The 24,380-nt window shown below is 71.8% G+C and carries 22 protein-coding genes; 12 read left to right on the top strand and 10 right to left on the bottom strand.

All coding sequences use genetic code 11. The features are described 5' to 3' along the window. Positions 1-44: 44 nt before the first annotated feature. Both ATL45_RS31795 and ATL45_RS31790 read right to left on the bottom strand, forming a co-directional pair. The gene (locus tag ATL45_RS31795; RefSeq protein ID WP_093146033.1) at positions 45-1,028 is read right to left on the bottom strand and encodes a TerC/Alx family metal homeostasis membrane protein; all 984 of its coding nucleotides are present in this window, start codon (positions 1,026-1,028) and stop codon (positions 45-47) included. A gap of 165 nt (positions 1,029-1,193) precedes the next feature. Further along, complete coding sequence (locus ATL45_RS31790; protein ID WP_342775343.1) at positions 1,194-2,384, bottom strand: MFS transporter; 1,191 nt, start codon at positions 2,382-2,384, stop codon at positions 1,194-1,196. An 80-nt stretch (positions 2,385-2,464) separates the two neighbouring features. Between ATL45_RS31790 and ATL45_RS31785 the strand changes: the two genes are divergently transcribed. Further along, a complete protein-coding gene (locus ATL45_RS31785) occupies positions 2,465-2,908 on the top strand; it encodes a winged helix-turn-helix transcriptional regulator (RefSeq protein WP_093146035.1) in 444 nt (147 codons plus the stop codon). A gap of 67 nt (positions 2,909-2,975) precedes the next feature. Next, a complete protein-coding gene (locus ATL45_RS31780) occupies positions 2,976-4,127 on the top strand; it encodes a glycosyltransferase (protein ID WP_093146036.1) in 1,152 nt (383 codons plus the stop codon). Between the two features lie 38 nt (positions 4,128-4,165). Here the strand turns inward: ATL45_RS31780 and ATL45_RS31775 are convergent, their stop codons facing one another. Next, positions 4,166-7,156 carry an alpha-mannosidase gene (locus ATL45_RS31775; protein ID WP_093146037.1) on the bottom strand — a complete coding sequence of 997 codons (2,991 nt, stop codon included), beginning with the start codon at positions 7,154-7,156 and terminating at the stop codon, positions 4,166-4,168. Positions 7,157-7,309: 153 nt separating this feature from the next. Here ATL45_RS31775 and ATL45_RS31770 point away from each other — a divergent pair, with 153 nt between their 5' ends. The 4 genes from ATL45_RS31770 to ATL45_RS31755 all read left to right on the top strand — a co-directional run bounded on the left by ATL45_RS31770 (position 7,310) and on the right by ATL45_RS31755 (position 10,361). Next, positions 7,310-7,570 (top strand): metallothionein, encoded by a 261-nt coding sequence (locus ATL45_RS31770; protein ID WP_093146038.1) that lies wholly within the window; start codon positions 7,310-7,312, stop codon positions 7,568-7,570. Between the two features lie 704 nt (positions 7,571-8,274). Further along, positions 8,275-9,024 (top strand): putative protein N(5)-glutamine methyltransferase, encoded by a 750-nt coding sequence (locus ATL45_RS31765; protein ID WP_439332472.1) that lies wholly within the window; start codon positions 8,275-8,277, stop codon positions 9,022-9,024. A 103-nt stretch (positions 9,025-9,127) separates the two neighbouring features. Further along, entirely contained in the window at positions 9,128-9,997 is an 870-nt protein-coding gene (locus ATL45_RS31760) for a helix-turn-helix transcriptional regulator (RefSeq protein WP_093146040.1), read from the top strand. Positions 9,998-10,121: 124 nt separating this feature from the next. Next, entirely contained in the window at positions 10,122-10,361 is a 240-nt protein-coding gene (locus tag ATL45_RS31755; RefSeq protein ID WP_246025667.1) for an SDR family NAD(P)-dependent oxidoreductase, read from the top strand. Between the two features lie 107 nt (positions 10,362-10,468). Here ATL45_RS31755 and ATL45_RS31750 read toward each other — a convergent pair whose 3' ends face one another. From ATL45_RS31750 to ATL45_RS31715, 7 genes are all read right to left on the bottom strand, one after another. Then, entirely contained in the window at positions 10,469-11,635 is a 1,167-nt protein-coding gene (locus tag ATL45_RS31750) for an AAA family ATPase (RefSeq protein ID WP_211841339.1), read from the bottom strand. Between the two features lie 260 nt (positions 11,636-11,895). Next, complete coding sequence (locus ATL45_RS31740; RefSeq protein ID WP_143121527.1) at positions 11,896-13,335, bottom strand: hypothetical protein; 1,440 nt, start codon at positions 13,333-13,335, stop codon at positions 11,896-11,898. A gap of 289 nt (positions 13,336-13,624) precedes the next feature. Next, positions 13,625-14,866 carry an MFS transporter gene (locus ATL45_RS31735; RefSeq protein ID WP_093146043.1) on the bottom strand — a complete coding sequence of 414 codons (1,242 nt, stop codon included), beginning with the start codon at positions 14,864-14,866 and terminating at the stop codon, positions 13,625-13,627. Then, a complete protein-coding gene (locus tag ATL45_RS31730; protein ID WP_093146044.1) occupies positions 14,863-15,342 on the bottom strand; it encodes a MarR family winged helix-turn-helix transcriptional regulator in 480 nt (159 codons plus the stop codon). The genes ATL45_RS31735 and ATL45_RS31730 overlap by 4 nt, the downstream gene beginning before the upstream one ends. A 60-nt stretch (positions 15,343-15,402) precedes the next feature. After that, positions 15,403-16,647 carry a carboxylesterase family protein gene (locus ATL45_RS31725; RefSeq protein WP_256258298.1) on the bottom strand — a complete coding sequence of 415 codons (1,245 nt, stop codon included), beginning with the start codon at positions 16,645-16,647 and terminating at the stop codon, positions 15,403-15,405. A 102-nt stretch (positions 16,648-16,749) separates the two neighbouring features. Then, positions 16,750-17,277: a gamma carbonic anhydrase family protein gene (locus ATL45_RS31720; RefSeq protein WP_093146046.1), complete on the bottom strand. Its 528-nt coding sequence runs from the start codon at positions 17,275-17,277 to the stop codon at positions 16,750-16,752. Then, complete coding sequence (locus ATL45_RS31715; RefSeq protein WP_093146047.1) at positions 17,274-18,032, bottom strand: GntR family transcriptional regulator; 759 nt, start codon at positions 18,030-18,032, stop codon at positions 17,274-17,276. Before ATL45_RS31715 ends, ATL45_RS31720 begins: the two co-directional genes overlap by 4 nt. A gap of 155 nt (positions 18,033-18,187) precedes the next feature. Here ATL45_RS31715 and ATL45_RS31710 point away from each other — a divergent pair, with 155 nt between their 5' ends. From ATL45_RS31710 to ATL45_RS31685, 6 genes are all read left to right on the top strand, one after another. Continuing rightward, positions 18,188-19,405, top strand: coding sequence for a CaiB/BaiF CoA transferase family protein (locus ATL45_RS31710; RefSeq protein ID WP_093146048.1), 1,218 nt, complete (start codon positions 18,188-18,190; stop codon positions 19,403-19,405). A gap of 49 nt (positions 19,406-19,454) precedes the next feature. Then, positions 19,455-20,432, top strand: coding sequence for a tripartite tricarboxylate transporter substrate binding protein (locus ATL45_RS31705; protein ID WP_093146049.1), 978 nt, complete (start codon positions 19,455-19,457; stop codon positions 20,430-20,432). Beyond that, on the top strand, positions 20,429-20,911 hold the full coding sequence (locus ATL45_RS31700) for a tripartite tricarboxylate transporter TctB family protein (RefSeq protein WP_093146050.1): 483 nt from the start codon (positions 20,429-20,431) through the stop codon (positions 20,909-20,911). Before ATL45_RS31705 ends, ATL45_RS31700 begins: the two co-directional genes overlap by 4 nt. A 21-nt stretch (positions 20,912-20,932) precedes the next feature. Beyond that, positions 20,933-22,432, top strand: a complete 1,500-nt coding sequence (locus ATL45_RS31695) for a tripartite tricarboxylate transporter permease (protein ID WP_093146051.1) — start codon at positions 20,933-20,935, stop codon at positions 22,430-22,432. Next, a complete protein-coding gene (locus ATL45_RS31690; protein WP_093146052.1) occupies positions 22,425-23,198 on the top strand; it encodes an enoyl-CoA hydratase/isomerase family protein in 774 nt (257 codons plus the stop codon). The genes ATL45_RS31695 and ATL45_RS31690 overlap by 8 nt, the downstream gene beginning before the upstream one ends. Positions 23,199-23,305: 107 nt before the next feature. Continuing rightward, the gene (locus ATL45_RS31685) at positions 23,306-24,217 is read left to right on the top strand and encodes an aminoglycoside phosphotransferase family protein (protein WP_093146053.1); all 912 of its coding nucleotides are present in this window, start codon (positions 23,306-23,308) and stop codon (positions 24,215-24,217) included. Positions 24,218-24,380: the final 163 nt, after the last annotated feature.

Genomic DNA, 24,380 nt, shown 5'->3' with positions numbered 1-24,380 from the left:
CAGGATCAGCGCGGTGGCGGTGATGTCGACTGCGAGCGCGGTGGTCATGGTGAGTTCCCGGGTTCTGATCGCTGGGTTCTGCGGCGGGCGTGCAGGCTGGTCACCGTCACGGTGGCCAGCACCAGCACGATGACGGCCAGGGACAGCGTGGTGGGGATCTGCGGGAGTGCGGGCCAGATGTCGTGGGCCCAGTGCAGGACGAGCTTGGCGCCGATGAAGGCCAGGATGACGGCCAGTCCGTGGCTGAGGTGTTCGAGCTGGGTGAGCGTGGTGTGCAGGACGAAGTAGAGGGCGCGCAGTCCCAGCAGGGCGAAGGCGTTGGTGGTGAAGACGAGGTAGGGGTCGTCGGTGACGCCGTAGACGGCGGGTACGGAGTCCACGGCGAAGACGATGTCGGTGGCGAAGACGGCGACCACGACGACTGCCAGCGGGGTCAGGGTCGTCCGGCCGCTGTCGCGGACGATCAGCTGGGTGCCGCGGTAGTCCTCGGTGATGGGCATGAGGCGGCGCAGCAGGCGCACGGAGCGCAGTTCGGAGACGTCGTGGTCGAATCCGGCGCCGGTGATGGCCTGGTGGAGGATCTTCCCTGCGGTGACCAGCAGCACGGCGCCGAAGAGCAGGAACGCCCAGGTTCCGGTGTGCAGGAGGGCGGCGCCGGCGGCGATGAACACGCCGCGCAGGACGAGTGCGCCGACGATGCCGTAGAGCAGGACGCGCTGCTGGAGCTCGGGTGGGACGGCGAAGCCGGCGAGCAGGAGCATGAAGACGAACAGGTTGTCCACCGACAGGGATTTCTCGACGACGAAGCCGGTGATGAACTCCAGCGCGTGCTGGCCGCTGAAGGTGGCCCACAGCAGCAGTCCGAACAGCAGGGGCAGGGTGAGGTAGAAGGCCGTCCAGCCGATGGCTTCGCGCAGGTGGACTTCGTGCGGGTGCCGGGTGACGAGGAAGTCGGTGGCCAGCAGGGCGAGCAGGACGGCGATGCTGATGACCCACAGCCAGGGGGTGCCGATCGAGGTGGTGGGCACGGGGCCTCCTCGAACTCGGTGGGTTCGAGGTCTCCTTCGCCCGTGGTGGGCGGCCTGCCGGGAACACCTGCGGGGGTTGTTCGTCCTGACCGGTCGGGCCTTTGGTGAAGTACTCCCCTCCTGGCCGAGTATCGGCCAGGAGGGGCCGGGTGCAAGCCGGCGTGGTCAGCGCGCGCTCGTGTGTTCTGCGGGGGCGCTGGGGGCCGGCAGGCGGCGGTCGATGGCCCAGGTGGCGAGGCCGCAGGCGGCGAAGGCGGTTCCGAGCAGGCTCGCCGCGGTCCAGCCCGCGGTGGTGTGCACGGCGGTGGTGGTGGCTGCGCCGAGGGCGGAGCCCAGCGAGTAGAAGATCATGTAGCCGCCGATGGCGGTGCTGGTGCGGTCGGGGTGTGCGGTGGCGAGCAGGTGCTGGTTGCTGACGTGGGCGAGTTGGACGGCGAAGTCGAGCAGGAGGACTCCGGCGGCCAGCGGCCACAGCGACCGCGGGAGCTGGGCGATGCCCGCCCAGGAGGCGATGAGCAGGATCAGTGCGATGCCGGTGGTGGTGTGGGCGTGGCCGGCGTCGGCCCATCGTCCGGCGCGTCCGGCGCCGAGGGCTCCGGCCAGGCCGGCGATGCCGATGAGTCCGATCTGGGATTCGGTGAGGTGCCAGGGTGCGGCGGCCAGGGGCAGTGCGATGCCGCTCCAGAGGGTGGCGAAGGAGGCGAAGAGGAAGAAGGCGATGAGGCCGCGGGTGAGGAACAGGCGTTGCCGGAAGAGTCCGCCGAGTGCCGCCAGGGCCTGGGTGTACCGGGCCGGGGGTCGGTGTCGGTGGTCGGTGGGCAGTGCGGCCAGGACGAGGGCGGTGAGGGCGAGTGCGAGGGTGGCCAGCACGAGGTAGGTGCTGCGCCAGCCCCAGATGTCGGTGAGCGCGCCGGCGAGGATTCGTCCCCCGAGGATGCCGATGACCACGCCGGAGACCACGGCGGCGATGTTCTTGCCGCGTTCGTCGGGTGCGGAGACGGTTGCGGCGTAGGCGACGGTGGCTTGTACGACGACGGCGAAGATGCCGGCTGTGGCCAGGCCGGTGAGGGCCATCCAGGCGGTGTTCGCCGCGGCGGTGAGGATCATGCCCGCCGCGGTGAGTGCGAGGTGGGTGGCGATGAGTTTGCGGCGGTCGAGGATGTCGCCGAGCGGCATGAGCAGGATCAGGCCCGCGAGGTAGCCGATCTGGGCGGTGGCGACGATCCAGCCGGTGTGTTCGGTGGGGATGCCGAGGTCGTGGCCCATGGGTTCGAGCACGGGTTGGGCGGTGTAGATGCTCGCCACCGCTACTCCCCCGACCATCGCCAGCAGCAGTCGTCGCCAGGTTCCCATCATCACGTCCGATCAGTAGCATTTTGCAACTGTTCGGAGGCTAGGGCACAATGGTTTCAAAACGCAACTCTCCTGGTGGTGCCATGACCTCTCCGGACCCGGGTTGGACCGACCCCGACTGCCCGGTCGCCCGCACGCTCGACCTCGTCGGCGACCGGTGGAGCCTGCTGGTGATCCGCGACGCGATGGACGGCGCGCGGTCGTTCACCGAGTTCCAGCGCCGCACCGGCATCGCCAGGAACATCCTCACCGACCGGCTGCGCAAGCTCACCGCTCACGGGCTGCTCGTCCAGCGCGCCGCACCCTCAGGCCGCCGTCAGGAGTACGCGCTCACCGACGCCGGCCGCGACCTGTTCCCCGTCGTGGTCACCCTGCGCCAGTGGGGAGAGCGGCACGCCTTCGCCCCCGGCGAGGCCCATTCCACCCTGCTGGACCGCAACGGCGCGGTCGTGCCCGAGCTGGTGCCCACCAGCGCCGACGGCACCGTCCTGGACGCCGAGAGCACCCAGGTGCACAAGCTCCGGTAGCCGCAGCACTCAGGGAGGCGCACCCTCGCCGTTGCGCTGGCACGATGCCCACCGGCAGGGTGCTGGGATGCGCATTCTGTTCACCTGCATCGGTGGTCCCGGACACCTCAACCCGCTGCTGCCGATCTCCCGGGCGGTCGCCGACGCCGGGCACACCGTGCTGTGGGCGGCCTCCGATGCTCTGGGCGGGCTCGTCGAGAACGCCGGATTCTCCTTCCACCGGCTCGGTTCCCGGCCCGCCCCCGGGCCGCGGAAGCGGGCACCGTTGCGGGTGGCCGACGCCGAGCAGTCCGACGAGGAAGTGCGGGAGAACTTCGCACGCAGGGCGACCAGAGCCCGGTTGCCCCTGGTGGGACCGCTGATGCGCGACTGGAAGCCGGATCTGGTGGTGTGCGACGAGTTCGACTTCGCCACGATGCTGACCGCCGAGCGGTTGGACGTGCCGCACGTGAGCGTCCTGGTATCGGCGACCGGCTTGCAGATACGCCCCGACGTGGTCGGCGAGCCACTGCAGGAGATTCGGGCCGAATGCGGGCTGCCTGCCGATCCGGACCTGGGCATGCTCGGCCGGCACCTGCGGCTCTCACCATTCCCACCGACGTTTCGCGCACCCGGGGCGTGGCGGCACGGCACCGAGCGCGCACTGCGGCCGCTTTTGCCCGGTCCGGCCGGGCCGCCACCGGACTGGGCGAGGGCGCGGCCGCACTCGCCGGTCATCTACTTCACCCTGGGCACCGAGTTCGGGATGGAATCCGGTGACCTCTACGAACGAGTGCTCGACGGACTGCGCGAGATGCCGGTGAACCTGCTGATGACCGTGGGGCGGCAGATCGACCCGGCCGAGTTCGGGCCGCAGCCCGAGCACGTGCGCATCGCGCAGTACGTGAACCAGGACGAGGTGCTGCCGCACTGCGATGCGGTCGTCTCGCACGGCGGATCGGGCAGCGTGATGGGTGCCCTCGCGCACGGGTTGCCGTCACTGCTGGTGCCGATAGGTGCCGATCAGCCGATGAACGCCGAGCGCGGCAAGGAGCTCGGGGTCGCCTTGGTGCTCGATGCCCTCACGGCGACACCGGTGGATGCCCGCGCCGCGGTGTCGGAACTGCTCGCTGCGCCGACCTACCGGCAGGCGGCCGAACGTCTGCGTGCCGAACTCGCCGCACTACCCGGCCCCGACCACGCCGCGGCGCTGCTCGAGGAGGTCGGACGTGCGAGGTAGGTCGCCGAACCTCCGCGCACGCGCCGGGTTTCGCCGACTCAGGTGGTGCGGGTGAAGCGCAGGGTGCGGATCTCGAAGGGGCGCAGGCGGATGTCCAGGGCGTCGGGGGTGGCGTCGGGTTCGGCCAGCGGCCGCTCCAGCAGGTCGGTGCGGGTGACGGCGGTGGCCGGGAAGGAGATCGTCAGCCGCGCGTGGGCGCGGCCGCCGCGGGATTCGTAGAGGCGCACGACCAGGTCGCCGCTGCGGTCGTCGGCGAGCTTGACCGCTTCGACGACCACCGCGTCGTTGTCGACGGTGATCAGCGGCGCCACGGTGCGCGAGCCCTGGGTGGTGCGTTCGGGCAGGTTGAGCTGGTAGCCCTCGCGGACGGCGTCGCCGATGTCGGCGCCGACGAGCAGGGCGTAGCGCAGCCGGTGGCGGCCGTGGTCGGTGTCGGGATCGGGGAAGCGCGGGGCCCGCAGCAGCGACAGCCGCACGGTGGTGGTCGTGCCGTCGGGACGGCTGTCGCGGGTGACGTCGTGGCCGTAGGTGGAGTCGTTGATCAGGGCGTGGCCGTAGCCGGGTTCGCCGACGTGCAGGTAGCGGTGCGCGCAGATCTCGAACTTCGCGGCGTCCCAGGAGGTGTTGGTGTGGGTGGGGCGCATGACGTGGCCGAACTGGGTTTCGGCGGCGGAGCGGTCGGCGTGGACGTCCAGCGGGAAGGCGGCCTTGAGGATCTTCTCGGTCTCGTGCCAGTCGACGTCGGTGGTGATGTCCACACGGCGGGCGTGCGCGGGCACGCTGATGTGCTGGTCGATGGTGGAATCGCCGACGCGGCGCCGGATGTGCACGGTGTGCTCGTCGAGGGTGATGTCCTCGGCGTCGGTGAGGTCCTGGACGTGGTGGCGGTAGAAGCCGTCGAGGTCCCAGGCGTCCCAGGCGTTGGGGTGATCCGGGTGCAGTTGCAGCAGGTTGGCCGGTGCGGCGAGCGCTTCGCGTTCGGCGGCGTGGTCGTAGACCGAGGTCAGCAGGCCGCGCTGGTCGAGGGTGGCGCGCAGCAGCCCGTTGTCGATGGTGATGGTGCCGTCGGGGTGGCGGGTGGGAGTGGGCGGCGTGGCGTGCTCGCCGGTGGAGGCGCCCAGGGCGGGCACACCGCCCCTGCTGTGGGGCGCGGCGTTGAAGGTGATCGGGTGCACGGGCGGGCCGGCCAGCGCCTGCTGGGCCTGGGTGGTGATGGCCTCCAGTTCGGCGGCCACGCGCCGGTAGGTCTCCTGGGCTTCGCGGTGCACCCAGGCGATGGACGAGCCGGGCAGGATGTCGTGGAACTGGTGCAGCAGCACCTGCTTCCACAAACGGTCCAGCGCTTCGTAGGGGTAGTCGCGGCCGGTGGCGATGGTGGCGGTGGCGCACCACAGCTCGGCTTCGCGCAGGAGGTGCTCGCTGCGGCGGTTGCCCTGCTTGGTCTTGGCCTGGGAGGTGTAGGTGCCGCGGTGGAATTCCAGGTAGAGCTCGCCGGACCACACGGCGGGGCCGGTGTGGTCGGCTTCGGCGGCGGTGAAGAACTCCGCGGGGGTGTCCAGTCGGACCCGCGGTGAGCCTTCCAGGTCGGCGGTGCGGGCGGCGCGGGCGAGCATCTCGCGGGTGGGTCCTCCCCCGCCATCGCCGTGCCCGAAGGGCAGCAGCGAGCGGGTGGCGTGGCCGTGTTCGGCGAAGTTGCGCTGGGCGTGGGCGAGTTCGCTGCCGGTGATCTCGGCGTTGTAGGTGTCGGCGGGCGGGAAGTGGGTGAACACCCGGGTGCCGTCGATGCCCTCCCACCAGAAGGTGTGGTGCGGGAAGCGGTTGGTCTGGTTCCAGGAGATCTTCTGGGTGAGGAACCAGCGGGAGCCGGATGCGGCGATGAGCTGCGGCAGCGCGGCGGAGTAGCCGAAGGAGTCGGGCAGCCACACCTCGCGGGTCTCGATGCCGTACTCCTCGAGGTAGAAGCGTTTGCCGTGGACGAGCTGGCGGGCCAGGGCCTCGCCGCCGGGCATGTTGGTGTCGGATTCCACCCACATTCCGCCGACCGGCACGAACTGCCCGGTGTGGATGAAGGTGCGCACCCGGTCGTGCAGCTGCGGGTGGTGCTGCTTGATCCAGGCCAGCTGCTGGGCCTGCGACATCGCGAAGTGGAAGTCGGGGTGGGTGGCCATCAGCGCGGTGACGTTGGCGGTGGTGCGGGCGACCTTGCGGACGGTTTCGCGCAGCGGCCACAGCCAGGCGGAGTCGATGTGGGCGTGGCCGACGGCGGAGAGGGTGTGGGCGCTGGCGTGGGCGGGCCGGGCGAGGACGCCGGTGAGTTCGGCGCGGGCGGCGGGCGCGGTGGCGGCGACGTCGTGCAGGTCGAGGCGGTCGAGCATGCGTTCCAGAGCGCGCAGGATCTCGTGGCGGCGGGGCGAGTCGGTGGGCAGTTCCCGCATCAGCCCGTCGAGGACTTCGGTGTCCTGGACGAGGTTCCAGACCTCTTCGTCGAGGACGGCGGCCTCGGCGCGGCGCAGCACGTACAGCGGCGGGCCGGGTTCGGTGGGGCGTTCGCCGAGTTCGGTGGGCCGGAAGCCGTTCGGGCCCAGGATGATGGGGTTGGCGGCGGCTTCGACGTAGAAGGTGCGGGTCTTGCCCGCGCTGTTGCGGCCCAGCGGCAGGTAGGTGTTGCGGGGGTGCAGGCCCTTGATCGGCGTGCCGTCGGGGGTGTGGGCCAGGCCCTCGCACTGGAATCCCGGGCGGTCGTCGTCGAAACCGAGGTCGACGAGGACTTCGGCGGTGCGGCCGTCCCACTGCTCGGGGACGGTGGCGGTGATGCGGAACCAGCTGGTGCCCCACGCCGGGCCCCAAGGCTGGCCGACGGTGGTGGGCGTGTAGTCGGCGCGCAGGGCTTCGGTGACGGGCACGGGTTCGCCGGGGACGTGCCAGACGGCGATGTCGCAGGCGGCGGTGTGGCCGTGCTGGGCGGGGCGCAGTCGTTCGGCCAGGACGCGGTCGAGGCGTTGTTCGACGATGTGGCGGTCGTCGTGCATGGCTGCTCCCGGAGCGCTCGCGGGGTGTGACGGTGATCATGTTGGCACACCGCCGGGCCGGTCGGCACCGCCTCGGGCGGGCGCGGTTGCCGAGGCGGCCGAGGGCTCGCATGCTGCCGGTGCCAGAGGCGATTCCCAGCGGGAGGAGACGTCATGGGGACCTGCGAAGTCTGCGGCAACGACTACTGGATGACCTTCGAGGTGCACACCACCGGCGGTGGGGTGCACACCTTCGACAGCTTCGAGTGCGCCGCGCAGCGGCTGGCGCCGGTGTGCGAGCACTGCGGGTGCCGGATCCTCGGGCACGGGGTGGAGGCCAGCGGCCGGTTCTTCTGCTGCGCGCACTGCGCGCGCCGTTCGGACATGGCGATGGCCGCCGAGCTGCGCGATACGGTGGGTGCGCATCCGGGGTGATGACGCGGCGTCCGCACGACCCACCCCGATACCCCCTATCGGGGGACAAACACATCGTCCGGATCTTCGTTATCGTTCCGTTACGTAGTGGGTGAAACATCGGGACTACCTGCAACGACATGGCGAGTGAGACGGCCGTTGGCGGTCCGGTTCACGTCGGTTGTCGGGAACCGGAGTTGACAACCGGCGACGAGTCGTCGATTAACCCTCTCGGAGTAGTGGAGGACGCCCCGATGGCAGGTCTGGTTCGTTGGCTGGGCAGCATGGCGCGCGAGATGGAGCGGGCCCGCACCGTGATGCGGCACCCGCACACGAGCGTTCACCAGCGCAACGCGCGGGTCTGAACACCCGTTGTCCGCCCGGTGCGCCGGTGCGGGCTTGAGGCAGCAGGCTGGCGGCACTCGCCGCGAGCGCAATACCGGGGCACCAGAACGACAACCGGGGCCTGTTGCCAGGACTTGCAAAGCCTGGGGTCGTGACCAGCCCGGTCACGGCCCCGGTGCTGTTTTCCGCGCCCTGCGCCCGATGCGGGCGGGCGCGGTTTGCTAGCGTGCACGAGGACCGCGCGAGACGAGGAGGTGAGACCCATTTCCGCTGTGGCAGATCGGGTGCTCCCCTCCGGCCGACACCGCCGGTGATCGCGCTGGAGCGCCCGACCGGATCTTTGAAAGGCGCTCACGATTTCTTCGTCGACTTCTCCTGATGTGGTGGCCGAACTGCGTTCGGCCGGTTGTGTTTTCGCCGAGGAGGAAGCCGCGCTGCTGCACGAAGCAGCCGGCGACCAGGCCGAGCTCGCCGAGCTGCTGCGCCGCCGCGTCACCGGGCTCCCGCTGGAGCAGGTGCTGGGCTGGGCGCAGTTCTGCGGACTGCGCATCTCGATGGCTCCCGGCGTGTTCGTTCCCCGCCGCCGCACCGAATTCCTCGCCGAGCAGGCCATCGCGCTGGCCGCACCCCGTTCGGTGGTGGTGGAGCTGTGCTGCGGAGCGGGTGCGGTGGCCGCCGCGGTAGCGGCCGCGCACCCGCAAGCCGAACTGCACGCCGCCGACGTCGACCCCGCCGCGGTGGCCTGCGCCGCGACCAACCTCCCCGGCGCGGCCGGAGTCACCGAAGGCGACCTCTACGAGGCGCTGCCGGTGAGGCTGCGCGGCCGCATCGATGTCCTGGTGGCCAACGCCCCCTACGTGCCCACCGGCGAAGTCGGCCTGATGCCACCGGAAGCCCGCCTGCACGAACCGGCGATCGCACTCGACGGCGGCACCGACGGCCTGGCCATCCAGCGCCGCGTGGCCCAGGACGCGCCGCACTGGCTGGCCCCCGGCGGGACCCTGCTGATCGAGACCAGCCGAGGCCAGGCACCGCACACGGCCGAGATCCTCGCCGCGGCGGGCCTGCTCCCCCGCGTCCTGCACTGCGACCAGCGCGAGGCCACCGTCGTGACCGGCACTGCCGGCTAGCACAGTGCTCCACGAGTTCTGAGATCGCCGGAGCTGCCTGGGTGGTCCTCGCAGGACCACCTATCCCGTTGGCGGGTGATCACGGCGGGCTCAGACTTGGGGCATGGCGAACAAGGAACTGGGCAACTTCCTGCGCGCCCGCCGCGCCGGACTCACACCGGAGGAGATCGGGCTCCCGGTCGAGTTCGGTGTCGCTCGCCGCGTCGCAGGCCTGCGGCGCGGCGAGGTCGCCCGGCTGGCCGGGGTGAGCGCCGAGTACTACACCCGGCTTGAACAGGGCCGCGCCGGACAGCCCTCCGAGCAGGTGCTGCTCGCTCTCTCCGACGCCTTGCGGCTGGACGACGTCGAGCGGCGGCACCTGTTCACCCTCGCCGGCACCGCAACCGGGATCCGGGACCGCGGCGAGCACTCGGCGCGACTGCGGCCGGCGATGCGGCAGGTGCTGGAGTCGATGCACCTGTGCCCTGCCTACGTCCGCGACGGCAACCTCGAGATCGTCGCCGGGAACGCCCTGTGGGCACTGCTGTTCCCCGATATCGCCGCACTGCCCCGCCGGGAGCGCGACATGGTCCGCTGGACGCTGCTGGACCCCCGCGCGCGCCTGGTCTGGCGCGACTGGGAGCACGTGGCCCGCGACCACGTCCGCGTGCTCCGGCTGGCCGCCGCCGACCAGCCCCGCAACCAGCGCATCGCCAACCTGATCGGCGAGCTGATGGTGCGCTCACCGGAATTCCCGGCGTGGTGGTCCGAGCACCGCGTCCACGAACGCAGCACCGGCAGGAAACGGATCCACCACCACATCGCCGGTGACCTTGAGCTGCAATTCGAGATCTTCACCCCGGTCGCCGACCCGGGCCTGTCGATGCTGGTCTACTCCGCCCCGACCGGCTCCCCCAGCGAGGAGCGCCTGCGGCTGCTGGCCAGCTGGGCAAGCGAGCCTGTGGCACCCCGCAGCGCTGCCGCCGATTCCTGACTCCCGGCATCCCCATCACCCGGACACGCGTGCGCCGCGCACGCGGAGTCGATATCGCCGTGCGCACATGCGCCCGGCGACGCTCGATCACGGCTCGAGGGCCGTCACGGAAAGGAAATCCCCGATGAGCAAGACGTTCCTGGTCACCGGTGTCAGCAGCGGGCTCGGACTGGCGATCGCCCGCCGGGCGCTGGCGGCCGGGCACCGGGTGGCGGGCACGGTGCGCACCGAGCAGCACGCGGCCGCCTTCGAGTCCCTGGACGCCGAACGCGCCCGGGCCTTCCTCCTCGACCTGACCGACGAGGACCGCATCGAGCCGACCGTGCGCGCCGCCGAAGCCGCGCTAGTGACCGTCTTCGCCTGACACAGCGGCCGCCGTCGACGTGGTCGACCAGCCTCGGGCCTGGTCGGCCAGGTCGGCGTACTCCCGGTGGGCTGCGGTGCGGCCGAGGTCAGCCGCCCGGCTCTCGATCACATCAGCGGCACCTCACCGGAATCCTTGGCACGCACGCCAAATCCCGTGCGGGCGATGACCTCCTCGGCGGCCTGCTGCGCGGTGCGGGTGGTGGTGTCCACGCGCAGATCGCCGAGCCCGGCGTGTTCGAGCGAGTCGGCCTGCGCAGCGGCGGCTCCGGCGATCCGGCGCAGCTGCTCGGGTGGGAGGCCGATCAGCGGATCGCCTGGTTGCGGCCAGCCCTCGCCCTGCCCGCGCAACATGATCCGGTGGGCGAGCTGGTCGGCTCCGGCGTGCAGACGGCACACCGTGAACGCCGTGCCCGGCAGTGCCTCGGTGTAGGTCTTGACCGTCGCGGCGTCTTCGGCCGGGCCGGTGATGACCAGGTGGCGGGCCCCGGCGGCGTGGTAGGTCTCCCACAGGGCCGCGAGGTTGGCGGCCTTGAGCCGGTGATCGCCGGGTGGGCCGCAGAAGGCCAGCTGGTCGAGGTCGACGAAGGCAACGGTGTGCCCGGCGTGCAGGATCTGCTGGTAGACCGCGAAGCCCGTGGCCGATTTGCCCACACCGCCGGGCCCGCACAACCAAAGCACCGACCCGTCCGCTGTGGTCGAACGCAAGACCGCTCGCCGCTGCCGGTTCGCCGGGCCGGCAGGTCGGAACCCGCAACGCTGCCCGACCAGCTCGGCCGTCTCGCCGACGGTGCGGCCGGTGGTGTCCACGCACACTCCGGGGACGCCTCCGGCATCGAGGGCTTCGGCTTCCCGCAGCACCTCGGTCACCGGGGCGTTCTCGCCCTGGCGGGCCCGGAAGCGCTCGGCGAGCTGGTCGTGGTCGGCGCGCAGCCGGCACACGCTCAGCCGCGCCTGCGGGATCTCCTCAGCGGCCACACCGCGCGCGGCGTCGAGGACTCCGGAGACGATCACGCACCGGGCGCCCGCGGCCTGGAAGTGGGCCACCACCGACCGCAGGTTGGCGGTCTTCATCCGGTAGCGCCCGGGATCGTCGGCCGGTTCGGGGAAGCACATGCCGAGCTGGTCGATGTCGACGAAACCGGCATCGACGCCCTCGCGGATCAGCCGGCTGCGGATCTCCCAGGCCACCGTGGTCTTGCCGACCCCTGGTGGGCCGCACAGCCACAGCACGGGGATCTGCGCGTGGTCGGCGATGTCCGGGGTGTCAGCCACGGGCGGAATGCTCCCGCGCGCCCGAGGTGGTGTCGAACGGTTTTCTGGTGGCTCGTCGCGGGACAGGAAGTGATCGGCGCCCCGGGCGCGCAGGAACTGCTCGTCCGGGGCCGATCCGCTCGCCCGCTGCACCGAAGACGCCTGCCCGCATGGCCGCGTCCACCGGGTTCAGCGCTGCCGCCGCCACATTGATCCGGGCCTGCCCCAGGCCGGGTTCGGGCACCGGTGGCTGAGGTCGCCGGGAGCGCTTCGCGGGCCGATCACTTCGGCAGCGTGCCGTCGCTCTCATCGTGTTCGGCGGTGGTGTGCGGCGATGGTGCTGGGGGCAGCCGGGAAATCGGATCCGTGACCGGTTTGAGTGCGCGCCGCACCAGCCGCCGGATGGTCCAGACGTGCCTCAGGCGCGGCACGGTCGGCGGGAATCTCGTGAACCGCGGACGCCATTGGTGGTCGAAGGACAGGATTCCTCTGAGGGGGAAGTCCCAGCGGAGCCCCTTGGTGTGCGCAGCGGGCGGGATGTCCGGCAGCTGCGGCAGTGGCGGCCAGTCGATGTCCGGTTCGGCCGTCGACCTCCTCGCGTGCTCCCGCCCCGCATCTTCCCGGAAGGCGTGGAAGAGCTCGTCGTCGTAGACGAGCAGCAGCAGCCGGGTGGGTGTGGTGGCGTGCAGGGCTTCGGTGAACTCCCACATCGTGCCCGAACCCGGGACCGCCGAGATGATCACGGCGTGCGCGCCCCGGATCAGCTCGCTCACCGCGTCCTGCCAGTTGTCGACGGGCAGGTAGCCGCGCTCGGCGCCGAGTGCCGGTAAGCGCTCGCCGGGTTGCCCGATCGCGACGATACGGCCGAAGCCGCGGAACTGGCGCATCAGGAACTCCTCGTGCGTGCCGGGAAGCTCGAAGGGCGAGCGGGTGCTCCAGCCCGGGGCTTCCTCGGGCGGTAGCGCCATCGCGGGATCGATGGCGAAGGGTCGCAGGTACAGCAGATAGCGCTGCCCGGTGAGCTCCTCGAATGACGGGATGATCCGGTGGCGGTGCCGCCTTCCCCGCTCCAGCAGACCAGCGCTGACGCCGAGGAGCAGGAGCGGAGGAACGACGAGCGCGACCGCGAGCAGCGGATGTGTCCACAGCGGAAGCCCCGCCTCGGACACGAGGTCGTCGTACAGCGGCGCGCCGATGAGGAACATCAGCAATGTGAGGCCCCTTAGCGTCCATCCCAGAACAATCAACGCGCGTCCTCGACCAGGACTTTGATGTGCCCGGTCCGCACCGGGATCTCCATCCGATTCCTCGGTGCCCGGGTCGGTTGCGGGGCCGAGCTGCCGGCTGTTGTCGCTTGTTCGCTCGGCCGGGACCTCGATTCCGGTCAGCAGGCCACCGATGACACCTAGCACGATCAACGGCCAGGGAATGGTGAGGTCGCCGTGGACTTGCACTTCGGTGACGATGACCAGCACGCTGGCGGTCGTGGTCGTGACCAGCGTCGCGATGTGCACGAGGATCTGCGTGCTGTCCAGGTGTCCGGCGATCAGGCTGCTGATGAGCACGCCGATCAACCCCGCCGCCGGGAAGATCAAGATCACCCAGGTGCCCAGGTCGAGCAGGAAGAACACCCACCGTAAGAATGCGGTGTCCAACTCCTCGCGGATCGCGTAGTAGGTCAGCGCTCCGATGTGCCTGCGTTCCCGCCCGTAGCTTTCCACCGTCAACCACAGTGCGACGAATGCGGAGACAGCCAGCCCTAGCCCGGCCAGGGTGTTCGGCACGGCCCTGCGCGGGCCGGTTTCGCTCGTCGCCCCGCCATGACGGACCTGAATTGCCGTTGTGAGCGCCTGGACCGACGCGGCGGCCACGGCGGTGCACGTGACGACATCGGCGACAGGAGGCATTCGCCCATGATCGCCCTGGGAAACGTCGCCGGCGCGGACTCGGGAAGGACGGCGCTCGGCAATACCGACGTTCACTCGTGTGGAGCAGCCAGGCCGGTCGTGCTCAGCTCTGCTGCGGTTGGGGCGTGTCGAAGCGGCGCAGTTGAGGGTTGGTCAGCGCCAGCCACGCGATGCCCGCCACGCACAGCAGGCCACCGGCGCAGGCGGCGATCGCGGCCGTGGTGGCTTCGGCGACCAGACCGGCGCGGAAGTTGCCCAGTTCGGGGCCGCCGGCGCCGACGATGTGCTCGACGCCGCTGACCCGGCCGCGGTGGGAGTCCGGGGTGGCCAGCTGCACGATCGCCGCGCGGGTGATCACCGAGGTGGTGTCGGCGGCGCCTGCCACGGCCAGGCAGCACAGCGCCTGCCACGGTGCGGAGGCCAGTCCGAGCCCGGCCAGCGCCAGGCCCCACACCGCGGCGGCGGCCAGCAGGACCGTGCCGGGCCGGGCGGCGCGGGTGAGGGCGCCGGATGCCGCGCCTGCGGTGATGCCGCCGACGGCCAGGGCGGTGAACAGCAGTCCCAGGGTGCGCGGGTCGCCGCCGAAGCGTTCTTCGTTGATCAGCGGGAACAGGCCGATGGGCATGGCCATCAGGGTGGCCAGCGCGTCGGTGAGCAGCGCGCCGCGCAGCACGGGGCTGGCGGCGATGAAGCGCCAGCCGTGCCAGATCGCGCGGGCTCCGGGTCGGCCGGTCTGCCCGTCGGGTCGCATCGACGGCAGACGCGCCACCCCGTAGAGCACGGCGGTGAAGGCCGCGGCGTCGAGCAGGTAGCAGGCGCTGACTCCCCACTGCGCGACCAGCACTCCGGCCAGGGCCGGGCCCAGCAGCATCGCGACCTGGAAGTTGAGGTTGAGCAGCGCCACGCCGGCGCGGACCAGGTCGGTGGGCAGCAGGCGGGGCACGAAGGTGCGGCGGGCGGGTGCGCCGAGTCCGCCGCCTGCGGCGTTGAGGGCCACCAGCGCCAGCAGCACCCACTGGGATCCGGTGCCGGCCAGGCCGTGCAGGGCCAGCAGCACCACCGCGCTCAGCTGCAGGGCGTTGGCCACCAGCGCCAGCGTGCGCCGGTCCACCGCGTCGGCGAGGGTGCCACCGATGAGCCCGGTGATGACCATCGACAGCGCCTGGCTGAGCCCGACCGCGCCCACCGCCACCGCGCTGCCGGTCAGCTGCCACATCTGGAACAGCACCGCGACGACGGTGAACTGCCCGCCCATCGACACGATGGCCCCGGTCCACCACAGGCGGCGGAAGTCGGTGCTGGTGCGCAGCGGCCGGGTGTCGAGGATCCGGTCGAGGCCGCTCACGACGGCGGGAGGTGGTCGTCGAGGCGGTCGCGGAAGCGCCGCCGCTCCAGGGCTTCCCGCAGGTCGGCGACCGCTCGGCTCAGCGGGTAGGGGATTTCGGCGTCGAGTTCGCGCAGTGCCGCTTCGCTGGCCCGCCACTCGGCTTCCAGCAGCGGCAGCATCTGGCGGGCGCGGTCGGTGAGGGTGATCTGGCGGGTGCGCGCATCAGTTCCGGTCGCGGTGCGCACGAGGTCTTCGCGGCGCAGCGCGGCGACGGTCTGGCTCATGGCCGAGTGGGTGACCTCCAGGGCGTCGGCGAGTTCGCGGATGGTCATGGTGCCGCGGTGGCCGAGCCGGATCAGCGGCCCGACGAATCGCGGTCGCACACTGGTGATGCCGCGCTGGGCGTAGAACTGGTCGATCTCGTCGTCGAGGGAGTTGAGCAGCTGTCGCAGCGGCCGCCAGACGCTGGTCTCCTCGGTGGGGTCGTGCGGCATCCACCCAAAGTAACAGCACTTGCACAAGCACTGTTACTTCTTCTGGGGCGAAGATGGCGGTCAGGCGCGGTGGTGGTGCAGGACTCCGGGGATCCCGCCGTGGTCGGGCAGCTGGTGGCCGCGGGCGAACTCGGCCCACAGGTGGCGCAGCGCGGTGGCTGCGGTGGTGATCTCCTCCCAGGTCGCGCCGGCGACGAGTTCGGCGTGCTGCCAGGCCTTCTCGTCGCCGAACAGCAGCGGGAGGTCGATGGTGTGGGCGGCGCCGTTGGGGTTTCCCGGTGCCGCCCAGGTGATGACGTAGCGGTGCGCGCGGCCGCCCGCGCGGGCGTGGCGGCGGGCGAAGTGCTCGGCCGGCCGCCCGTAGACCCGGGCGGTGATCGCATCGACGGCGCGGCCCAGGACCGCCTCGCCGAGGACGGGCACCCTGCTCAGCCGCTGCAGCGCGGGCACGGTGGCCAGGAACAGGCGCACTTCCTCGCAGGTGTGCCCGATGAGGACGTCGATGTCGCCGGCCACGGCCTCCCACGCCGCCGGCAGCTGCTCTTCCCGGGGCAGCGGGTGGTGGCCGTACTGGGTGCCGAAGGGCATCACCGCTTTGAGGCCGAACCGCGCGGCGCTCCTGCCTGCGGCGGCCTGGAGAGCGACGACAGCGGCGGCGGGCATCTCCGGGGTGATGTCGCGGGTCGCCGCGGCCATGGCCCGGTACATCTTCGCGCGGCCGCGGGAGATCCCCAGCGGAGCGCTCTGGATGATGGCGCGGCGGAACAGCCCGGCGGCGCCGGGTGTGGCCATCAGGTGCGCGACGGCGTCACCACCGGCGGACTGCCCGAAGGCGGTGACGTTGCCGGGATCGCCGCCGAACGCGGCGATGTTGCGCCGCACCCAGCGCAGCGCCTCGCGCTGGTCGAGCAGGCCCAGGTTGGCCGGGCGGCCGCGGCCGTCGCCGAGGTAGCCGAACAGGCCCAGCCGGTAGGTCACCGACACCACGACGAGGTTCTCCTGGGCCACCAGCGGCGCCGGGTCCATGATCGCCAGGTCACCGGCGCCGGAGGTGTAGGAGCCGCCGTGGATCCACACCATCACCGGCAGGTCGTCGCCGGGCCGGGCACCGGCGGGCAGGGTGACCGACAGGTGCTGGCAGTGCTCGTCCTGGCGACGGCCCTCAGCGGTGACGCCGAGGACGCGTTCGAGGAAGGCCACCGGGGCTTGCGGGCAGCCCGGTGACCACTCGGTGGCCGCTAGCGGCGCGTTCCAGTCCTCCACGGGGGCCGGGGCGGTGAAGCGGCGGGCCCGGGCGTAGGGGATGCCGGTGGCGCGCAGGACCTTCCCGTCGGCCCATCCGGTGATGGGCCCGCAAGGGGGTGTGAAGGTGGGCCGGGCGTTCAGGGTGGTGTCCTCGTCCGGCCGTCAGCTCAGGGCGTCGCGGTGCTTGGCGGCCAGCTGGGTGTAGTGCTCGGCGGAGAGCGCGAGGGCCTGCCGCTCCTCGTCGGTCAGCTCGCGGCGCACCTTGGCGGGGGTGCCCGCGACCATCGAGCCGGGCGGCACCTCGGTGCCTTCCAGCACCACCGCTCCGGCCGCCACCAGCGATCCGGCGCCGATGCGGGCGCCGTTGAGCACCACCGCGCCCATCCCGATCAGGCAGCCCTGCTCCACGGTGCAGCCGTGCAGGACCGCTTTGTGCCCGACGGTGACGCCCTCGGCGATCTCGGCGGGGAAACCGGGGTCGGCGTGCACCACGCAGCCGTCCTGGACGTTGCTGCCCGCGCCGACGCTGATGGTCTCCATGTCCCCGCGCAGCACCGCGTTGTACCAGACGCTGGATCCGGCGGCCAGGCTCACGCGTCCGATCAGCGCCGCGCCCGGCGCCACGAAGGCCTCCGGGTCGGTCTGCGGGCTGATGCCGTCGACGGCGAGGGTGATGGGGCGCGTGCTCACTGGTCCTCCTGTGCTCGGCGCTGCCGGTGCAGCCACCGCAGCGATTCTTCGGTGTGTCCGTCCACTTTGGTCTCGATGCCGTCGAGGAAGGTGCGGTCGCCGTGCGCGGCGAGTTCGGCGAGCACCGCATCGGGGTCACCGGCGTCGATGATCTCCAGCAGCCGCCGGTGACGCGCGACGTCCTCGGTCAGGCTCTCCCGATCCTGACGGGCCTTGCGGTTGAGCGCCATGGACAGCATCAGCTGCAGCTGCAGCGACCGGTAGGCATCCTCCAGCCGCTGGTGGCCGGACAGGCCGACCACCGAGACGTGGAAGTCGAAGGAGCGCTCCAGGAAATCCGGCTCGTCGCCGGAGTCGGCGGCCTCGCTCATCCGCTGCAGCGCCTGCCGGCAGCGCCGCATCCGCGCCGCTTCGCGCACCGGCACGCCCAGCCGCACCGCCAGGGCCTCGAACTCCGCGCGCAGCGTGCAGATCTCGTAGATGTCGTGCAGCGTCAGCGGTGTCACGATCACGCCCTTGCGGGGAACCTGGCGCACCAGGCCTTCGCGTTCGAGCACCCGCAGCGCCTCGCGCAGCGGCGGGCGGCTGATGCCCAGCTCGTGGGTCAGCCGGTTCTCCACGATGCGCTGCCCGCACAGCAGATCACCGCCGATGATCATGCGGCGCAGGGTGGTGGCGGCCAGTTCCACCAGGCTGGGCGGGCCGACGATGCTGGGAGCGCGCACCGCCTGGGTGTGGTCGACGGGTCCGGTCACGGCCGGCGGTGTCTCCTCTCCGGTGCCGGGTGGCTGGTCCACCCGGGGCAACCTCGACGGGAAGAGCTTGTCAGCTCTGATCTGCCTGCTGTAGACAAAATACAGTGATGCCGATCACGGTGTCCGGATTTTCACCGGATCTCCTGGAGCCGCGCATGAGCACCTCCCCCGCCTCCGGCCCGCTCCCGCTGCACGGGGTTCGCGTGCTGGAGATCGGCGCGTTCATGGCCGCGCCGTTCGCCACGATGCAACTGGCCGACCTCGGCGCCGACGTCGTCAAGGTGGAGAACCCCGCAGGCGGCGACCCGGTGCGCCAGACCGGGCCGTTCCTGGCCGGCCACAGCTCCCCGTTCCTGCGCCTGAACCGCAACAAGCGGTCGGTGGCGCTGGACCTGAAGGACCCCGAAGGGCGGCGGCTGCTGCGGCGGCTGCTCGACGACACCGACGTGCTGGTGGAGAACCTGCGGCCCGGCGCGCTGGCCGCCCTGGGCCTGGGCCACGAGCCGGTGCGGGCCCGCAACCCCCGCCTCATCTACGTCTCGGCCTCCGGGTGGGGGCAGGACGGGCCGCTGGCCGCCCAGCCGGGACTGGACATCATGGCCCAGGCCCGCGCCGGGCTGATGAGCATCACCGGCCACCCCGGCGGCCCGCCCACCAAGGTCGGCGTGCCGATGTGCGACCTGGTGTGCGGGCTCTACGCCGCGCTGGGCGCGGTGGCCGCGCTGCGGGCCCGCGAGCACACCGGGCAGGGCCAGCACATCGACGTCTCGCTGCTGGAGGCCGGCGTGTCCTTCGCGGTGTGGGAGGCCGGCGCCTACTTCGCCACCGGCGAGACCGGCCGCGCGCACGGCTCGGCGCACCAGAACAGCGCCCCCTACCAAGCGGTGCGCAGCCGCGACGGGTGGGTGACGGTCGGGGCGACCACCACCAAGACCTGGCCGGCGTTCTGCCACGCCCTGGGCCTGACCGGCCTGCTCGACGACGACCGCTACGGCAGCTCCTACGAGCGCTACCAGCACCGCGACAGCCTCATCCCCGCCATCGAGCGGGCCACCGCGCAGCTGGGCACCGCCGAGATCGTCGAGAAGCTCACCACGGCCGGGGTGCCGTGCGCGCCGATCGCCACCACCGATGAGGTGTTCACCGACGAGCACCTGGCGCAGCGGGACTTCTTCTGGGACGCTCCGCACCCCGAACTCGGGCCGGTGCGCCAGATCGGCTCCCCGATGCGGCTGTCGGCCACCCCGCCGCGCCGCGACCACGCCGGCCCCCGGCTGGGCGCCCACACCCGCGAAGTGCTCACCGAAGCGGGTCTGGACGCCGACGAGGTGACGCGGCTGCGTGACCGCGGGATCCTCGCCACCGGCGAGTGATCACCGCCCGCACTGTCGGTTTTCCGCGACGCGAGCTCAAGGAGGAGCGATGCGCGCGTTGTCCTGCGGCCGCCGGGTGCTGGCCGCGTTGAGCACGGTGGCCCTGCTGAGTTCCTGCGCGCTGGGCGCCACCGGCCAGGAGCAGGCCGGGGCGCCGCGCCCGGTGGGGCCGGTGACGATGGTGGTGCCCTTCGCCGCGGGCGGCGGCAGCGACATCTCCGGCCGCGCGGTGGCCGACGGGCTGGCCGCGGCGCGACCGGGTCTGCGCGTCGACGTCGACAACCGGGAAGGCGGGCAGGGCGCGGTCGGCTACTCCTACCTGCTGTCCAAGGCCGGATCGCCGAACTACCTGCTGGCCACCGAGACCTCCCTGCTGTCGCTGCCGCTGAGCGTGGAGGTGGCCTTCTCCCACCGCAGCTTCACCCCGGTGATGAAGCTCGGCGAGGACTACACGCTGCTGGTGGCGCTGCCGGGCTCGCCGATCACCAGCTGCGCCGATGCCGTCGCCCAGAGCCGCCACCGGCGGGTGCTGGCCGGGATCTCCGGTGCGGTGGGACCGGATGCGGTGGTGTTCTCCGAGCTGCAGCGCCGCTCCGGCGCCGATTTCGACACCGTGCCCTACGAGGGCGGCGGCGAGACGATGGCCGCGGTGCTGGGCGGCCAGGTGGAGCTGGCCTCGCTCAACCCCAGCGAGGTGATGGGCCAGCTGCGCGCGGGCGAGCTCAAAGCGCTGTGCGTCTTCGCCGAGCAGCGCTACGACTACCCGCAGCTGGCGCACGTGCCGACGTCGCTGGAGCAGGGCATTCCGGTGTCCTTCGCCCAGTTCCGGGGCGTGATCGCCCCCGGCGGGCTGTCCCCGCAGGCCACCACCTACTGGATCGACGCCGCACGCTCCTTCGCCGGCTCACCGGCCTACCGCGACTACATCGCCTCGGAGTTCCTGCAGCCCCGGATGGCCTTCGGCGAGGAGTTCGCCGCCTACCTCGCCGAGGCCGAGACGACCCTGGCCCAGGTGGTGCGGCGATGAGCGGGCAGCGCGCGCAGGTGGCGCTGTTCGCCTCGCTGGCACTGCTCGGCGGTGGTTTCGCCGTCACCGCCCCGGCCTACGGGGTGCTGCTGGAGGAGTCGCGCATCGGGCCGGGCTTCCTGCCGCTGGTGGCCGGGCTGGGGCTGACGCTGTTCTCGGTGCTGCTGCTGGCCGAGCAGCTGCGCGCGCCCCGGGCCGCACCGCCGCAGCCCGGCACCGACGACTTCGGGCGCAGCCCGCAGCAGCGGATGCGGATCCTGTGGCGGGTGTTCGTGCTGCTGCCGGTGGCTGTGGCGCTGGTACCGCTGCTGGGCATGGTGGTGGCCTTCGGGCTGCTGGTGCTGGTGATCTCCACCTGGCTGGAGGGGCGGCGGCCGCTTCCGGCGCTGGTGCTCAGCGCGGGCTCGGCGGCGGTGATGCACGGGGTGTTCGCGGTGGTGCTGCAGGTGCCGCTGCCCACCGGGGTGTTCGGGTTCTAGGCCGCTGCGGAGGTGATCGCGTTGTTCGACAACCTGCTGCTGGGCGCTTCGACGGCGTTGAGCCCGGTGAACCTGCTGTGGTGCTTCGCCGGGGTGCTTTTGGGCACCGTGATCGGGTTGCTGCCCGGGCTGGGCTCCAGCACCGGGGTGGCGATCCTGATCCCGCTGACGCTGACCGTGGAGCCGGTGACCGCGCTGATCATGCTCGCCGGCATCTACTACGGCTCGCAGTACGGCGGCACGATCACCTCGGTGCTGCTGTCCACCCCGGGTGAGGCCGCCAGCGTGGTGACCACGCTGGACGGCTATCAGATGGCGCGGCAGGGCCGTGCGGGTGCGGCGCTGGCGATCGCGGCGATCGGCTCGTTCGCCGCCGCGATCGCCTCCCTGGTCCTGCTGGCCGCGGTGGCGCCGCCGCTGGCGTCGGTGGCGCTGAACTTCGGGCCGCCGGAGAACCTGGCGGTGATGGTGCTGGCGCTGGTGACCATGGTGGTGCTGGCCACCGGGTCGAAGCTGCGGGCCGCGGCGATGGCCTGCGCCGGGGTGCTGCTGGCCTGCGTGGGCATCGACGCGGGCACTGGCCAGGCCCGCTACACCTTCGGCAGCATCGAACTGCTCTCCGGCATCCCCTACATCGAGGTGGTCATCGGCCTGTTCGCCGTGGGCGAGGTGCTGCACCAGATCCGGGTCGGGGCGGCCACCCCGATCCGCGCCCGTTTCCGCGATCTGGTCATCCGCCGCCGCGACATCCGCGATTCGGCCGGGGCCATCACCCGCGGCACCGCGATCGGTTTCGGCCTGGGCGTCCTGCCCGGCGCCGGATCGACCCTGGCCTCCTTCATGGCCTACGGCCTGGAGCGGCGCGTGTCGGCCAACGCCGCGCAGTTCGGCCGCGGCGCGATCCAGGGCGTGGCGGCCCCGGAGAGCGCCAACAACGCCGCGGCCAACGCCAACTTCATCCCCACCCTGACGCTGGGCATCCCGGGCGGGGCGACCACCGCGGTGCTGCTGGGTGCGCTGACCGTCTACGGCATCCAGCCCGGCCCGCTGCTGTTCGACGAGCAACCCGAGCTGGTGTGGGGACTGCTGGTGTCGTTCTTCATCGGCAACGTGATCCTGCTGGTGCTCAACCTGCCGCTGGCCCCGGTGTTCGCGCAGCTGCTGCGCATCCCCTACGGCTACCTGTACCCGCTGATCCTGTTCACCAGCTTCGTGGGCGCCTACGCCATCGACAACAACCTCTTCAGCGTCTGGCTGGTGCTGATCTTCGGTGTCATCGGCTTCGGCATGAAGCGCTTCGAGCTGCCGATGGCGCCGCTGGTGGTCGGCGTGGTCATCGGCGCGCTGTTCGAGAAGGCGCTCGTGCAGTCCTCGGCGCTGCTGGACGGCAACCTGTGGCTGCTGGCGACCAAGCCCATCGCGGTGAGCATCCTGGCCGCCGCCCTGATGCTGATCATCGGCCCCGCTCTGGCGCGGCGCCTGCGCAACCGCACCACGTCCCCGGAGGAGACCCATGTCTGAGGAGCTGATCACCACCCGCGACGGTGCCGTGCTGCAGGTGGTGTTCAACCGGCCCGCACAGCGCAACGCCATGACCTGGCAGATGTACGACGGGCTGGTGGAGGGCTGCCGCACCGCCGAGGACGATCCCGGCATCCGGGTGCTGGTGCTGCGCGGCGCCGGGCAGGAGGCGTTCGTGGCCGGCACCGACATCGCCCAGTTCACCGAATTCCGCGACGGCTCCGACGGCGTGGCCTACGAGCGGCGCATGGAGGCGGTGCTCGACGTGCTGGAGTCGGTGCGGGTCCCCACGATCGCGGCGATCTCGGGCTACTGCGTGGGTGCGGGCATCGCGCTGGCCGCGGTGTGCGATCTGCGGGTGTCGACCACGACCGGCCGGTTCGGGGTGCCGGTGGCGCGCACCCTGGGCAACTGCCTGTCGATGAACACCTACTCGCTGCTGGTGTCCCACCTCGGCCCGGCCCGCGCCAAGGACATGCTGCTGCGCGCCCGCTTGTTCGACGCCACCGAGGCGCACGCGGCCGGATTCCTCACCGAGCTCTGCCGGCCGGACGAGCTGGATGCGGTGGTGGCCGGCATCGCCGAGCGGCTCAGCGGGCACGCGCCGCTGACGATGTGGGCGGCCAAGGAAGCGGTGCGGCGGCTGCGGCTGGCTGCCCTGCCCGACGGGGAGGACCTGGTGCGCACCGTCTTCGGCAGCCAGGACTTCCACCACGGCGTGCGGGCGTTCCTGGACAAGGCCCCGCACCACTGGCAGGGCCGCTGAGCGACGGGGATCGGCTAGGGTGGCGGCATGCTTTGACGCACCCGAGCCCCACCTCCGCTCCTTCGCCACCCGCACGTGCTTGCCCTTGGTGACGAAGGAGTTCTTCCGTGACTGGTACCGCTGTGGTGGTTCCCGCCGAGTACGCGGCCACCCACCACCAGATCTTCGGTGACGGCCCCTGGCTGACCGACTTGCCCGCACTGGCCGAGCAGCGGCTGGAAGCGTGGGACCTGCGCCTGGACGGCGACCCCCGACACGGCATGGTGGCGCTGGTGCTGCCGGTGCTGCGCTCCGACGGCACCCCGGCGGTGCTGAAGTTGCAGCCCGTCACCACCGACACCGCCGGTGAGCCGCTGGGCCTGCGGACCTGGGACGGCCGTGGCGCGGTCCGGATGCTCGAACACGACCCGGACTCGGGCAGCATGCTGCTGGAACGCCTGGGCACGGCACTGTCGGGTGTGGACGATGACGATGCCGCGGTGGGCGTCATCGCCGGTCTGCTCGCCCGGTTGCACGCTGTCGCCGCACCGGCCGGGGTGCGCGCTCTGGGCGATATCGCCTCGGCGATGGTGCGCGACACCCCGCAGGCGTGCACGCAGCTGGAGGACGGCGATGCGGCGCTGCTGCGGCGCCTCGCCGATGTCGTCACCGACCTGCTCGCCGAGCCCGGCGACCGGCTGCTGCACTGGGATCTGCACTACGACAACGTCCTGGCCGGTGATCGCGAACCGTGGCTGGCCATCGACCCGCAGCCGCTGATCGGCGACCCGGGCTTCGATCTGCTGCCCGCGCTGGACAACCGCTGGGAGCAGCTGGTGGCCACCGGTGACCTGCCCGCCGCGCTGCGCCGCCGCTTGGCGATCCTCACCGACGTGCTGGGCCTGGACCGGCGCCGGGCGGTGGGCTGGTCGCTGGGCCGGGTGCTGCAGAACTGCCTGTGGGACGTCGAGGACGGCGAAACCCGCCTCAACCCGGTGCAGACCACCATCGCCGAAATCCTGCTGCCGCTGGGGCCGTGAGCCATTGCCGGTGTAGCGGGCCGGTGGTGATCCGCGGATTCCCGGCTGATCACCACCGGGTTCGGCCTGCGCCCGGCTGGCGTCGCTTTGGGCGGTCACACCCGGCGGGGTCGGCTCGTCTCCCTGGTGAGGACGCACGACGGGGCGGCGAGGCGATGCGGGT

Source organism: Saccharopolyspora antimicrobica (genome assembly GCF_003635025.1).
In the GTDB taxonomy this organism is placed as follows: Bacteria; Actinomycetota; Actinomycetes; order Mycobacteriales; family Pseudonocardiaceae; genus Saccharopolyspora; species Saccharopolyspora antimicrobica.
The sequence above is the reverse complement of the archived record's forward strand: the minus strand, read 5'-3'. Positions and strand labels throughout refer to the sequence as shown.

Bases quoted from the DNA above. Each gene is read 5' to 3' on its own strand.
- ATL45_RS31790 (WP_342775343.1), bottom strand. From the start codon at position 2,384: ATGATGGGAACCTGGCGACGACTGCTGCTGGCGATGGTCGGGGGAGTA.
- ATL45_RS31785 (WP_093146035.1), top strand. From the start codon at position 2,465: ATGACCTCTCCGGACCCGGGTTGGACCGACCCCGACTGCCCGGTCGCC.
- ATL45_RS31780 (WP_093146036.1), top strand. From the start codon at position 2,976: ATGCGCATTCTGTTCACCTGCATCGGTGGTCCCGGACACCTCAACCCG.
- ATL45_RS31775 (WP_093146037.1), bottom strand. From the start codon at position 7,156: ATGCACGACGACCGCCACATCGTCGAACAACGCCTCGACCGCGTCCTG.
- ATL45_RS31770 (WP_093146038.1), top strand. From the start codon at position 7,310: ATGGGGACCTGCGAAGTCTGCGGCAACGACTACTGGATGACCTTCGAG.
- ATL45_RS31760 (WP_093146040.1), top strand. From the start codon at position 9,128: ATGGCGAACAAGGAACTGGGCAACTTCCTGCGCGCCCGCCGCGCCGGA.
- ATL45_RS31755 (WP_246025667.1), top strand. From the start codon at position 10,122: ATGAGCAAGACGTTCCTGGTCACCGGTGTCAGCAGCGGGCTCGGACTG.
- ATL45_RS31730 (WP_093146044.1), bottom strand. From the start codon at position 15,342: ATGCCGCACGACCCCACCGAGGAGACCAGCGTCTGGCGGCCGCTGCGA.
- ATL45_RS31710 (WP_093146048.1), top strand. From the start codon at position 18,188: ATGAGCACCTCCCCCGCCTCCGGCCCGCTCCCGCTGCACGGGGTTCGC.
- ATL45_RS31705 (WP_093146049.1), top strand. From the start codon at position 19,455: ATGCGCGCGTTGTCCTGCGGCCGCCGGGTGCTGGCCGCGTTGAGCACG.
- ATL45_RS31700 (WP_093146050.1), top strand. From the start codon at position 20,429: ATGAGCGGGCAGCGCGCGCAGGTGGCGCTGTTCGCCTCGCTGGCACTG.
- ATL45_RS31690 (WP_093146052.1), top strand. From the start codon at position 22,425: ATGTCTGAGGAGCTGATCACCACCCGCGACGGTGCCGTGCTGCAGGTG.